Below are 13,133 nucleotides of genomic sequence, written 5' to 3' on the forward strand. Positions count from 1 at the left end.
GCTCGCACTCCCCAGCAACGAGCCTCGCGCGGCGGTCGCGAAGACCGTGCGATCCCGGTCCTCAGAACGCGAAGACGCTGATGCCGTAGGCGGTCTTCACGCACTCGTTGGCAAAACTGCGCTCCCAGGAGACGCGGGTTCCCTGCCACACCCCGTCGACCGTGACGACGACGGGGTCGTACTGCCGGGTGCACCACACGTCGCCTCGGGTGGTCAGCGCTCCGGGGTCGCCTCCCGCGGCCCACAGTTCGGCACAGGCCGCGGCGGGTGCCGGGTGGGTGCCGGTGGGTGCCGGTGCACAGGTCAGGGTGACCGCGCGCGCCGGGGTGGCGGTGGCAGCGCTGTCGCCGTGACCGACCGTCATCACCAGGGCCGACGGGGCGTACAGCGAGGAGGGGGCGGCGGGCGCCGCCTGGGCGAGGGGCCAGCAGACGGCGGTCGCCGTCAGTCCGACGGTCGCCGCCCAGCGCGCGGTGAAACGCATTGTGTGCATCCTTCCGCTCGATCGGGGTGTGCCGGCCGCGAACCGGTGGGTGCTGCGGCGGCGAGCGCGAGTCTGCCGATTCCGCCGCCGAAACTCATCTTCACCCCTCATTTTTCAGTAACCTTGCGTGTTGAAACAGTGGCGCGAAGTCACGGAATTCGAACACGTCAGCCCCGTAATCACGGCCCTCCGGGACATCCGCCCCGGCCACTTGGCCGATTTCCCCCTGTTCGTTAATCGTCTTGAAACACTCCGCTTCCGCTTTCACCCGACTTCCGGACACCCCTTCGTGTTCACATTCGGGCGGCTCCTTCGTCACCGTGCCGCCCGCCCCGACGCCCTTCCCCCTACCGCTCGGTAGGGTCGCGGGGCAGCGCGGCTCGACGAGGAGAGGCGGTACGGCGCATGGCCAGGCACTGGGCGGACTTCCAGTACGAGATCTACCTCAACGGGATGACGGGTGCGGTGCCCCGGCTGCCCACCGATCTCAACCGGCTGGAGGAGCTGACCGAGCAGCGTCTCGGTCCCGGCCCGGTCGGCTACGTGGCCGGCAGCGCCGGCAGCGGCAGCACCGCCCGCGCCAACCGGGCGGCCCTGGACCGCCGCCGGATCGTCCCGCGCATGCTGCGCGACGTGCGTGAGCGCGACCTGTCGGTGGAGGTGCTGGGCCGGCCGCTCCCGGCACCGCTGGCGCTGGCGCCGGTCGGCGTGCTGTCGATCATGCATCCGGACGCGGAGTGCGCGGCGGCCCGCGCCGCGGCGGCGCAGGGGGTGCCGTTCATCCTGTCCTCGGCGTCCAGCACGCCGATGGAGGAGGTCGCCCGGGCGATGGGGGACGCGGAGCGCTGGTTCCAGCTGTACTGGGCCAAGGACCGCGAGGTGACGCGGAGCTTCCTCACCCGGGCGCGGGCCTCCGGCTACCGGGTGCTGGTCGTCACCCTGGACACCCCGCTGCTCGCCTGGCGGCCGCGCGATCTGGACCGGGCGTACCTTCCGTTCCTGCACGGGGTCGGCACCGCCAACTACTTCAGCGACCCGGCCTTCCGCTCGGGCCTGGCCAAGCCCGTCCACGAGGATCCGAACGCGGCGGTGATGCACTTCGTCGGCATGTTCGCCGATCCCGGCAAGACCTGGCCGGACCTGGCGTTCCTGCGGGAGAACTGGGACGGCCCGATCGTGCTGAAGGGTGTCCTGCACCCGGACGACGCCCGGCTGGCCGCCGATGCCGGCATGGACGGCGTGGCGGTCTCCAACCACGGAGGGCGCCAGGTGGCCGGTGCGGTCGCCGCCGCCGACGCGCTGCCGCGGGTGGCCGAGGCGGTCGGCGACCGGCTGGCGGTGCTCTTCGACAGCGGGGTGCGCACCGGCGACGACGTGTTCAAGGCGCTCGCCCTGGGGGCGCGGGCGGTCCTGCTGGGGCGGCCGTACGTCTACGGTCTCGGCCTGGACGGGCAGGCCGGCGTCGAGCATGTGATCCGCTGCCTGCTCGCCGAGTTCGACCTCACCCTGGCCCTGTCCGGCCGCACCGGGCCGTCGGACGTGGACGCCGGCGACCTCGTCGAGGAGCCCGCCTGAGCACGGCCGAGTGCACCGCGGCCGGGCGCGGACCCGCGCCGCTCCCTCCCCGGCGACGCTCGCGACCGGCCCGGCGACGCTCGCGACCGGCCCCGGTGACACTCGCGGCCGGCCCGTGACGGGCCCCCGGGGCGGCGCGGTGCGGTCGCCGAGGGGCGGCCCCGGCGAGCGCACCGGGTGGGTCAGCCCTGTTCGGCCGGCTGCAGCAGTGACGCGGAAGCCGCCGGCGTCGCGGCCACGGACGGCGGACCCGCGCCGTCGGCGACCGGGGCGAGCAGCCAGCGCTGGTCCGTGGCACCGTCACGGGGCCTGACCACGAGGTCCGCGTCCACGGAGGCCTGGGTGGTCAGGGCGAGGCTCGCGTCCCAGCGGGGCAGCAACTCGCCCCGCACGGTGAGGTCGTACCGCACGTCGACGTTGCGCGCGTCGTCCTGCTCCGCGCACGTGCCGAGCACGACGACACCGGCGTCCGCGTGGGAGTCCAGGCAGAGCCCGGGGTCCGCCGCGCTGCGCAGCAGCCCGTCGTTCTCGTAGGACCACTGCTGTGTCCAGGCCGTCGTGCACGCCGCCTGGCGGACGGCCGCTCCGGCCCGCGCCTCACCCCGCACGTCCAGGCAGAGGCCGGTTGCCGCGCTGCGCAGCCTGCCCTCGCGCGGACCGGTCGGCAGCCGGGGGACGCCGCTGGGTGCGGTGGCGGCGGGCGGGAGCTGCGCCTCGGTGCCCGGGCCGCCGGAGGAGCTTCGCGACGCGGCCGGGGCGGTGCCGCCGTCCCCGGACCAGGCGCCGGTGACCAGCAGGGCGACCACCACGCCCGCGGAGACCACGCCGACTCCGGTGAGCAGCGCGCGGGGGGCGCCCGCCACGACCGCGGGCCCCCGCAGGGGCGGGGGGATGCGGGCCAGCAGCCGGCCCTGGGTGCCGTTTCGTCCGCTGCGGTGCCGGGCGGCGCCCCGCAGCCGCTCGCCCTGCCTGCGGGCCCGGCCGGGCCGCGAGTCGAGGTAGCGGCGGGCACCCCAGCCGAGCACGGCCTCGGCGAGCAACGGCCCCAGTCCGCTGTCGAATTGGCCGAGCTGCTCGGCCGCGGAACGGCAGTAGCGGCACTCGGCGAGATGCCGGCGGACGTCCGGGAGCAGGGCACCGCCGCGTCGTATGGGGACGTCCAAGAGGCGGTTGTGGAAACGGCACTCCTTGGTGGGAGCGAGTTCCCGGTGGGCTCGGACGCAGGCTTCCCGGAGTTTTTCCCTCGCCGCTTCCACGGCGTTCTCGGCCGTTCCAGGATCCAGTCCCAGAAGTGCGGCGGCCGCGGATATCTCCTCGCCCTCCACCTCGGTGTGCCAGAGCAGGCACTGGGCCTCGGCGGGAAGGGAATGGAATGACCGCTCGACCAACTGCCGGTTCTCCGGGGTGAGGTTCGCGGCGGCCCGCATCCCGCGCCCCCCGGCGGGCTTGCGCAGCTGCGGCAACGCCTGGGGAGCCCCGTCGGCGGCCGCCCAGCGGCGCACCGTGTCCCGCACGGCCAGCAGCAGGCGGGGACGCAGGGCGGCGGCGGACTCGCCCAGGGTGAGGCGGTCGAAGACCTGGTGGAAGGCGGCGGCGGTGACCATGGCCGCGACGTCCGAGGGGGAGGCGAGGCAGATCACGGCGTAGGAGTGCACGGGCCGCCAGTGCCGGGCCATGAGCAGGGCGGTGGACCGGGCCGCCGCGTCGTCCGAACCGCCGGCTGCGGTCGCGGCGAGTTCCGTGTCGGTCTCACCGGTATCGGATCCACGCGACACAGAAGGGGGACGATAGGGGTGGGGGGTGAGCACTGAGCGGAATCCTTCCCACGCGCTTGTGGCACATATGTTCACAGCGCCGGAAAGGGGCGCGGGCTGGTGCGTACCTTTTCGGCGCGAGCGGGGAGCGAATTCAGGTGCTTCACAGACAATACGCCGGATCCGACACCGCGGTGTTCCTGTGGAGATCCGGTGGTCACCCCCCGCACGGGTGGCACAGCCTCGCACAAACCACTTGAGCCCAACAAGGCGAACGGGCCACATCCGCGCTATTGAAAGAAAGTCAGAAGCGGACTCAACTTCTCCCGCACGCAGCACCATTCGCGAGCGCATGCGCCCCGTGTGATTCACCCGCACCCACCGGCGGGGCGCGCACGCTGCCCGTGGACCGGTGACCGTAGTTGGCTGGAACCGGCCCTTCCTCTCCGGCCCCGCGCAGCACGGCGGCTCTCCTTCGCGGAACGACCGCCGGCCGTGTTCCTCCCGCCCTCGGCCGGCGGTCCGGGAGGGGTGCGCTCAGATCTGCCAGGAACGCAGCCGGTCGGCCGCACCGAAGACGTCGGCCTTGCCGGCCAGCAGGTCGCGCGCGAGGTCGACGAGCGCGCCGTACGGCGGGTCGATGCCGGCCCCGCTGACGAACATGTACGCCACGGCCGTGGCGCAGGCGAAGCGGGCGTTGGCCGACGGCAGCGGCTTGAGCACGGCAAGGGTGTGCAGCAGGGCCGCGGCCCGCCAGGCGGGGTCGGAGTCCACGCCGAGGCGGGGCGGGTCGACCCGGTGCCGGGCGACCGCGGCGACCAGCGCGGAGAAGTCGTTGATCGTCGGCTGCTCGGGCAGGACCTCTTCGTGGCGCTGGAGCAGCCAGGGCACGTCCACGTGGATGACGGGCGGCATGGTCAGGCGACCCGCCCGGTGCCGCCGGTGGACGGCTCGTCGTCGGGGAAGGCGGCCGCGAACTCGTCCGCGTGGGAGGCGAAGAACTGCCGGAAGGCCTCCGCACCCTCCTGCAGTGCGCGGTGCCGTGCGATGTCGGCGGCGGCGGCCTCCCGCACGAGCGCCTTCATGGAGGTACCGCGCTCCTTGGCGATCTGCCTCAGGTCCTCGAGTTCCCGGTCGCTGAACTCCACATTCAGAGCTGGCATGCCCTCACGGTACCGTGCGGTCATTTCACGGTAAATATCCGCCGGTCAAGGCGGTCCGGCCACGGTACCGGGAGGGCCTCGGCTCAGTCCTGGTCGGCGACGAAGGACGCCATCCGCGCCAGGGCCGCGTTCCAGTTGACCGCGGTTTCGTTGGTCGACCAGGACTGGATGTCGTCGATGTAGCAGAACTGGCCCACGCACCCCTGGAGCCGGCTCTGCGCGTAGGGGTCCTGGATGCCGGAGTTCGGTCCGCCGGCGAGCGTGCCGCGCGGCGGGTTCGGCAGCGCCGGGTCGAGTTCGTGCGCGTACCAGCGGCTGTGCTCGTTGTGCGAGCTGACCTCGCCGTAGCCGGTGACGTAGGAGATGTTCAGCGCGTTGCGCCCGAGCACGTAGTCCATGCTCTCGACGGCCCCGTCCCGGTACTTGCGGGCGCCGGTGAGGTCGTAGGCGGTGGCGAGGACGACGGCGTTGTTGAGGACCTGGTGGTTGGAGCCCCAGTCGTAGCGGTTGCCCTCGGGCGCGTACGGCATGCCGTAGGGCTGGGACCTCAGGGTGGCGAGGTAGGTGTCGGCTCCGCGCGCGACGGACCGGCGGACCTCGGCGCGCCCGGGCAGCCGGTTGGGCACGGTGGCGAGGTCCAGGCGCCCGGCGGCCGCGGTGCGGGACCAGTCGAAGCCCAGGCTGCCGAAGATGTCGGCGGTGTGCACCGGGGAGTCCAGGACGTACCGCTCGAACCGCTTGCCGCCGGTCGTCAGGTACAGCTCGGCCGCCGCCCAGTAGAACTCGTCGGAGACGTCGTCGTCGGCATAGGCTCCGCCGCCGGTGGCGTCGTCCGGGTCCGCGTACAGGTCGGGGTGGGCGAGCGCGGCCGCCCAGGCCTTGCGGGCGGCGGCGAGCGCGCGGCGGGCGAACGCCCTGTCGTAGGGGCGGTACAGGCGGGCCGCCTGGGCGGCGGTCGCCGCCAGGTTCAGGGTCGCCGCGGTGGTCGGCGGGTGCAGCTCCCGCTTCTGCGGGTCCGCGGAGGGCAGCAGCGGCAGACCGGTCCACTGCTCGTCGTGCACCTTGTGGTGGGCCATGCCGGCCAGCGGCTGCCCGTCCGGCACCTGCATCTTCAGCAGGAAGTCCAGTTCCCAGCGGGCCTCGTCGAGGATGTCGGGCACCCTGTTGCCGCTCTCCGGGATGGCGAGGGTGCCGTCGCCGAGCGCACCCGGGTGCCCGGTGCGGGCGTGCAGGGAGCGCTCGTAGGTGCTGAGCAGCTCCCAGGTGGTGATGCCTCCGTTGACGACGTACTTGCCGTGGTCGCCGGCGTCGTACCAGCCGCCGGTGACGTCCAGCCGGTAGTCGCACACGCCCGGCCGGCAGGGCACGTCGGCGTCGCCCTGGTTCGGGGCGGCGTTCAGGTGCCCGGCGGGCCGGCCGTAGCCGGGGCGCAGGTCGTCGCGGACGGCGATGCCGCTGCGCTGCGTGTAGTAGTACTTGACGGCGTCCAGGCGCAGTTGCTCGTAGGCTGCCGTGCCGATGGCGAAGGGGCGGCTGGTCTCGCCGTCGACGACCAGGGTGAAGCCCTCGCCCCGGTGGTGGTAGGAGCCGAAGTCGATGGTGTGGACGTTCTGCCCCGAGGAGGCGTCGGTGCCGCGCGGCGCGGTCCTGCCGCGGGCGACGGTCCGGCCGCGGGCGTCCTTCAGCCGCCAGGGCAGGCGGCTGGTGGCGTCGGTGACCAGGGTGGCGTTCTTGGGGCCGTCCGGAAGGTAGGCCACCTGGTTGACGCGGACCCGCGGACCGGTGTCGGGCCGGTACACCTCGGGCGGCGCACCGCCCAGCAGGGAGACGTCGTCCACGCAGAACCGCCAGGGGTCGGCGCTGGCGCCCAGCTGGAAGGCGACCTGGCCCTGACCGGTGTCCACGGGGGAGGTGAACGTGTAGGAGTACGTGTCGCCGGAGACGCCGACCTGCGGACTGACCTCGAAGTAGGTGTCGTAGGGCGCCACCGACAGGCCGACGACGGCCCGCACCACGTGGCCCGCGGGAGAACCGTCGGCGGTGAAGGAGAACCGGTAGGACTCCCCCTTGACGAGCGTGATGTCGTTCTCCCCGAGGGCGGCGTCCCAGCGGTTGGCGGTGCCGCCGGGGACGTCGGCGCACATCCGGCCGCCGGACAGGCCCACGGCGACGTTGTCGCCGGCCCACCACGGGTCGGTGGTGGTGTCGAAGGTGCCGTTCCTGATCTGCTCGACCTCGTCGGCGCCGGCGGACTGGGCGGGCAGCATGCCGAGCACCGCCGCCAGCAGCGCGGTCACGGACAGCAGGGCGGTTCTGCGTCGTTTCACGTGTGGGCTCCTCGAGACGCGCGGGAGGCACCGCCGGCACGGCCGAAAGCCATGGGAGCGCTCCCAGAATCCGGTCGCCCCATGCTTGTTGTAGTCATGACACGACGTCAACGGTCCGGACCCGACCGTTTACGGCCCGGTCCGCCGCGCCGACCGGGCCGGCACCGCCGACCGGCCCGTCCACCCCCGCCCGTATGCTCCCGCGCTTCAGCGGTGTACCGTTTCGGCCGGATCTGGCCTTGACCACCTCTCCAGGGGCGGCGGCAACCACCGGGTCGGCGTCCCGGCCGGACGGTGACAGACTAGGCTGGAACCCACGTGACACATTTGTTCACGCTGAGTGTGCGCAATGGAGTGGCGACGATGAGCCCGGACCATCCGTTCGACGATGCCGCGACGGCACGGGCTGTCATCTCCGAGGACGGCACGCTGACCGGCTGGAACGCCGGGGCCCGGCGGCTGCTGGGGTGGACGGCGGACGAGGTGGTGGACCATCCCGTCACCAACCTCCTGACTGAGGACCCGGGCGCCATGCCGGCCGGCCCGCGCTGGCACGGCACGGTCACTTTGCGCCATCGCGACGGCCGGACCCTGCGCATATGGCTGCTCGCCCACCACAGCGCCCCCCGGCTCGGACGCCCCGGCCACTGGCTCTTCGTCACACCCGTGGACGCCGGCGCACCGGACGCACCGGACGACCCGCTCACCTCGGCGGCCCTGGTGCAGTCCCCGTGCGCCGTGGCCGTGTACGACGTCCGGCTGCGGCTGCGCCGGATGAACGACGCCATGGCGAGGGTTCTCGGCCTGCCGGAGGAACGCGTACGGGGCCTGCGGCTCTCCGAGATCGGCGGCCGGGAGCAGAGCGAGGAACTGGAACGGCACCTGCACGAGGTGCTCACCACCGGTCGGCCGCAGGACGTGGAGACCCACCCCCGCGCCGGCGGCACGGACCGGTCGTCCGCCTGGCTCGCCCGGATGGCACCGGTGACCGACGACGAGGGCCGGGTGTGCGGAGTGTGCCTGGCCGCCCACGACATCACGGAGAGCCATCTCGCACGTGAGCGCCTGCAGTTGGTGAACGAGGCGAGCGTGCGCATCGGCACCACCCTGGACATCGCCCGCACCGCCCAGGAACTGGCCGACGTGTGCGTGCCCGCGCTGGCCGACTTCGTCAGCGTCGACCTCCTCGACCCCGCCGAGCAGGCGGGCGAGCCCTCGGGTCCGCCGACCGCGCCGGTACCGCTGCGCCGCGTCGCACACCGGTCGGTCAACCCCGGCACGCCCGAGGCCGCCGCCGAACCGGGCGAGGTGCAGCTCTACCCGGAGGCCTCTCCGCAGGCCGACTCCCTGGTCTCGGGGCGCACCGTCATCGTCTCGGCCGCGACCGGGGACCTCCAGCGGTGGCTCGCCGACGACCCGGCGCGCAGCGCCCGGGCCCGGAGGTTCGGCGTCCACACCGCCATGTCCGTGCCGATCAGGGCCCGTGGCACGACCCTCGGCGCCGCGGTGCTCACCCGGCACAGGCACTCCGATCCGTTCACCCCGGACGACGTGCTGCTCGCCGAGGAGGTCACCGCCCGGGCCGCGGTCTGCATCGACAACGCCCGCCGCTACTCCCGGGAACGCGAGACGGCGCTCGCACTGCAGCGCAGCCTGCTGCCTCGGAGCATGCCCCGCACGGCCGCCGTCGAGGCGGCCACCCGCTACCTCCCGGCCGCGCGGACCGGGGTGGGCGGCGACTGGTTCGACGTGATCCCGCTGTCCGGGCTGCGTGTCGCGATGGTCGTCGGGGACGTCGTCGGCCACGGGGTCCAGGCGTCGGCCACCATGGGACGGCTGCGTACGGCGGTGCGTACGCTCGCCGACATCGACCTCGCCCCGGACGAACTGCTCACCCACCTGGACGACCTGGTGCTGCGGCTGTCGGAGGAGGCGGGCGGCGAGGGCCGGCCGGGCGAGGTGGGCGCCACCTGCCTGTACGCGGTCTACGACCCCGTGTCCCGCCGCTGCACACTGGCCCGGGCCGGGCACCCGCAGCCGGTCCTGCTGCCGCCCGGTGGGCCGCCCCGGCCGCTGGTGCTGCCCGCCGGTCCCCCGCTGGGCCTGGGCGGGCTGCCGTTCGAGAGCACCGAGCTGGAGCTGCGGGAGGGCAGCGTGCTCGCCTTCTTCACGGACGGCCTGGTCGAGTCCCGCGACCGCGACACCGCGTCCGGGCACCGGTTGCTGGGCGACACGCTGGCCACGGACGAGGGGGCGCTGGACGAGACCTGCGACCGGATCCTGCACGCGCTGCTGCCGCCCGGCGGGGCCGCCGACGACGTGGCACTGCTGCTGGCCCGCACCCAGGGCCTGCCCGCCTCCCGGGTCGCCACCTGGGACATCCCGGCCGACCCGGCCCTGGTCGCGCCGATCCGCAAGCAGGTCGGCGACCAGCTCGACGCCTGGTCGCTGAGCGAGGCCACGTTCACCACCGAACTGGTGGTCAGCGAACTGGTCACCAATGCCATCCGCTACGGCTCCCGCCCGATCAGGCTGCGGTTGATCCACGACGCGAGCACGCTGATCTGCGAGGTGTCCGACAGCAGTCACACCGCCCCGCACCTTCGGCGGGCGAAGACCTGGGACGAGGGCGGCCGGGGGCTGCTGCTGGTGGCCCAGCTGACCCAGCGCTGGGGCAGCCGGCACACGCACGACGGCAAGACGATCTGGGCGGAACTGACGCTGGACGAGGTGGAGTAGTGGAGGCTTCCGTGTCGCGGACGCGCTTCGGACGGCGCGGGGTGGGGCAGACGTCGGGCATGCCAGCCTCCAAGCGTCTGCTGACCGTCGCCCTGACCCTCTGTGTGCTGCCGCCCGCACTGACCGCCTGCGGTGGCGGTGGCGGTGGCGGGCACAGCGCCTCCGCCCCGACCCCGGCCGCGGCCGTGTCCTCCGGGGCCGCTTCCGCGCCGTCGTCGTCCGGCACGCCCAGGACCGGCGGAACGGCCGCCGCCACGAACGCGCCCGGCGGCGGTGCCGCCCCGGCCTCCTCGCGGGCGGCGCGGCAGGGCACCCGCTGCCACACCTCCGAGCTTCGGGCGTCCGTCGGCCGCGAGGACCGCGGCGCCGGGCAGGAGAACTTCCCCGTCGTCCTGACCAACACCTCCGCCCGCACCTGCACGCTGCACGGCTTCCCGGGTGCCGCGTTCGTGGACGCGGCCGGACAGCAGCTGGGCCCCGACCCCCACCGGGCGGCCGGCTCGTCACCCACCACCGTGACCCTGGCTCCGGGCGCCAGCGCCTGGGCCGGACTCACGTTCTCGAACCCGGAGATCAGCGGGGCCGCCACCGGCACTCCCGCCTCGCTGCTGGTGACGCCGCCCGACGAACGCGATCCGCTGACCGTGCCGTGGACCGCCGGGGCGGTACCGGTCGGCGGCAACGCCTCCGAGGTCTCGCTCATGCCGTTCAGAGCGGGCGACGGGACCTGAGCCGCTTGCCCGGCCGTACGGGCGGCGGCCGGCACGCGGTCGGCGCCCCCCGTCCACCCGGCCGCTAGTGGTTCCCGGTCGGCCGGGGCGACGGGGTGTTCCAGTTGACGGCCTTCATCCGGAGGCCGGCGGCCGAGGCGGTGTCGAAGGTCCAGTGCTGCACGGGTAGCGCCGCCCGGTTCTTCAGGACCAGCGCGCCGGAGCCGTCGGTTGCGGCGGGCGTGAGGGCGAGGTCCTGGTTCCAGCGGGGTACCAGGACGCCCTGCACGGTGAAGTCGTAGCGGATGTTCCGGCCGCCGGGCCGGGTCAGCGTGGTGCACGGGGACAGCCGCACGGAGTACCCGAGGTGTGAGTCGAGGCACAGACCGGGCGCCGCGACGCTGCGCAGCAGGCCGTCGGCCTCGTACGCCCACTGCTGCGCGGGGGCACTGCTGCAGCCGGCGAGTTCGGTCTCGGCACCCGGGCGAGCCGATCCGCCCACGACCGCGACGCACAACCGCGAGCCCGCGTTGTGCAGCCGCCCCGTCAACGCGCCCCGGCCGGCGGCACCGAGGCCGGTCCACGAGGGGCCCGCGGTGGGCTCGGCGCCGCCGGTCGCGGGAGACCGTGCGGGCCCCGCCGCGCGCCCGCTCCCTGCGCCCGACGCACCGAGGCCGAACCACAGCGCCGCCGGCAGGGCGATCGCCGCGGATGCCGCGAGGGCCGCGAGCCCCAGGGTCCGCCGGCGGGCCGCCCGGGCCCGGTGCACCGCCCTGCGGGCGGCGGCGCGGTGCCCGCCGGGCGGGCGGCCGGGGCCGGCCCGCCGACCGCCGCGCGACACGATCCGCGGGTCGCTCGTGCCGGTGGCGGCCGAGGCCGTCCGGACGGTGCTCCGGCCCTTTCCCGGTACCGGTCGGCTGCGGTCCTCCTCGCCCGGGTCCGCTCCGTACCCGGTGGGCGGTCCGCCGGGGGGCGCCGCGGGTGCGCGGTGGGACGCTCCGGCAGGTGCCGTCGGAGCGCGGTGTCCGTGGCCGCCGGCTGCCTGTCCGCGACCGGGTCCGCAGGGGCCCGCCCGGTCGGGCCGGCCGGAGTTGCGGACGGCGGCGGCCGCGGTGTAGTCGCGGGCCCCCCAGCCGAGCACCGCCTCGGCGAGCGCGAGGCCGAGGCCCCCGTGGAAGCGGGCCAGCTGGTCGGCCGTGCACCGGCAGTGCCGGCAGTGGTCGAGGTGCCGACGCAGGTCGGGGTCGACGGAACCGCCGTCACGCCGGTCGGTCACCTCCAGCAGCCGCTGGTAGAGCCGGCAGTCGTCGCCGGGTGCGGTCTCGCGGTGCACCTGGAGGAGTTCCGTGCGCAGCCGCTCGCGGGCGCGGCGCGCGGTGGAACCCACCTCCTGCGGGTCCATGCCCAGCACCGCCGCGGTCAGGTCCGGGGGCTCCGCCTCGGCCTCGGAGTGCCACAGGACGCACCGGGCGGACTGTGGCAGGCGTTGGAACGCCCGGGACAGGGTGTGGCGGTGGGGCGGCGGCAGCAGACGGTCGGACGCCGGGCGCGGACTGTCCCCGGCGCCGCGCAGTGCCGGGTGCAGGAGTTCCGAGCGGTCGTCGTCTCTCCACTCGGCCGCCATCCGGCGGACGGTGACCAGGAGGTCGGGGCGCCACGCCGCGCTCGGTCCGGAGTTCCGCAGGGCGTCGCCGAACAGCCGGGTGAACGCCGTGGTGGTCAGCATGCCCGCGGCAGGCGTGTCGTCGGTGCACAGCCGGGCGTACCCGAACACGGGTTCCCAATGCCGGTCGAGGAGTTCCGCAACGGGCTGCGGGGCGGGTGACGTGCCGTCTCCGCTCCTCAGCCGGGTACTCAGTTGCGCGTCGCTCGGGGCGGGAGGATGCGCCGACCCGGGGGTGTGCGGGGAGCCTGCGGTGTTCACGGGGCTGCGTTCCTCCCGGGGGCATGCGGCGTGGGGCCCCGTCCGGGGCTACGGGTCGTCAGACGGCGGATCACGCACCGCCGCGGAGTCTCGGGCGCCCGCCCGGGACCCGCTCTTGTGGAGCGCGGAAGGTTGACGCGGGCCGCCTCGTGGGTGCAGGGGCAACGTTGTCCGCACCCCGACGGGGCACACCTTGGCACAGGCGGGTGGGGCGGACAAGGGATACCGCGCAATGGCCCATCAACGCTGCCCGGCAGCATATTTGACGGTTCGTCAACAGTCGTGGTCCGGGTGGGGCGGGTAGCCCCGGCGGCCCACTCCGGGCAGCGGCCCGAGCGGGGCGGAGCCGGCCTGAGCGAGACGGAGCCGCCCGAGCGGGAGGACCGGGACGGAGATCGTTCGGGTGCGGTCGTCCGAGCGCTCCGGCAGCGTGCGGGAGGGCACGCGGGCGCCTTCG

At 74.4% G+C, this 13,133-nt stretch carries 9 protein-coding genes; 3 read left to right on the forward strand and 6 right to left on the reverse strand.

Annotated features, from left to right (window positions below):
• Nucleotides 1-61: 61 nt before the first annotated feature.
• Nucleotides 62-484, reverse strand: coding sequence for a subtilase-type protease inhibitor (locus ACL02U_RS26120; RefSeq protein WP_412793389.1), 423 nt, complete (start codon nucleotides 482-484; stop codon nucleotides 62-64).
• 405 nt (nucleotides 485-889) lie between these two features.
• On the opposite strand from ACL02U_RS26120, the gene ACL02U_RS26125 reads away from it, so the two are divergent.
• Nucleotides 890-2,059, forward strand: coding sequence for a lactate 2-monooxygenase (locus tag ACL02U_RS26125; protein ID WP_412793390.1), 1,170 nt, complete (start codon nucleotides 890-892; stop codon nucleotides 2,057-2,059).
• 182 nt (nucleotides 2,060-2,241) lie between these two features.
• Here ACL02U_RS26125 and ACL02U_RS26130 read toward each other — a convergent pair whose 3' ends face one another.
• The 4 genes from ACL02U_RS26130 to ACL02U_RS26145 all read right to left on the reverse strand — a co-directional run bounded on the left by ACL02U_RS26130 (nucleotide 2,242) and on the right by ACL02U_RS26145 (nucleotide 7,303).
• Nucleotides 2,242-3,867: a ricin-type beta-trefoil lectin domain protein gene (locus ACL02U_RS26130; protein WP_412793391.1), complete on the reverse strand. Its 1,626-nt coding sequence runs from the start codon at nucleotides 3,865-3,867 to the stop codon at nucleotides 2,242-2,244.
• A gap of 483 nt (nucleotides 3,868-4,350) precedes the next feature.
• Entirely contained in the window at nucleotides 4,351-4,728 is a 378-nt protein-coding gene (locus ACL02U_RS26135; RefSeq protein ID WP_412793392.1) for a toxin Doc, read from the reverse strand.
• A 2-nt stretch (nucleotides 4,729-4,730) separates the two neighbouring features.
• Nucleotides 4,731-4,976 (reverse strand): hypothetical protein, encoded by a 246-nt coding sequence (locus tag ACL02U_RS26140; RefSeq protein WP_412793393.1) that lies wholly within the window; start codon nucleotides 4,974-4,976, stop codon nucleotides 4,731-4,733.
• An 83-nt stretch (nucleotides 4,977-5,059) separates the two neighbouring features.
• Nucleotides 5,060-7,303 carry a glycoside hydrolase family 9 protein gene (locus ACL02U_RS26145; protein WP_412793394.1) on the reverse strand — a complete coding sequence of 748 codons (2,244 nt, stop codon included), beginning with the start codon at nucleotides 7,301-7,303 and terminating at the stop codon, nucleotides 5,060-5,062.
• A 363-nt stretch (nucleotides 7,304-7,666) separates the two neighbouring features.
• Here ACL02U_RS26145 and ACL02U_RS26150 point away from each other — a divergent pair, with 363 nt between their 5' ends.
• Both ACL02U_RS26150 and ACL02U_RS26155 read left to right on the forward strand, forming a co-directional pair.
• The gene (locus ACL02U_RS26150) at nucleotides 7,667-10,042 is read left to right on the forward strand and encodes a SpoIIE family protein phosphatase (RefSeq protein ID WP_412793395.1); all 2,376 of its coding nucleotides are present in this window, start codon (nucleotides 7,667-7,669) and stop codon (nucleotides 10,040-10,042) included.
• Between the two features lie 59 nt (nucleotides 10,043-10,101).
• Nucleotides 10,102-10,773 (forward strand): DUF4232 domain-containing protein, encoded by a 672-nt coding sequence (locus ACL02U_RS26155; protein ID WP_412793396.1) that lies wholly within the window; start codon nucleotides 10,102-10,104, stop codon nucleotides 10,771-10,773.
• Between the two features lie 64 nt (nucleotides 10,774-10,837).
• On the opposite strand, the gene ACL02U_RS26160 is transcribed toward ACL02U_RS26155, so the two are convergent.
• Nucleotides 10,838-12,676, reverse strand: a complete 1,839-nt coding sequence (locus ACL02U_RS26160) for a ricin-type beta-trefoil lectin domain protein (protein WP_412793397.1) — start codon at nucleotides 12,674-12,676, stop codon at nucleotides 10,838-10,840.
• Between the last annotated feature and the right edge of the window lie 457 nt (nucleotides 12,677-13,133).

The organism is Streptomyces sp. MS06 (assembly GCF_047200655.1).
GTDB lineage: Bacteria > Actinomycetota > Actinomycetes > Streptomycetales > Streptomycetaceae > Streptomyces.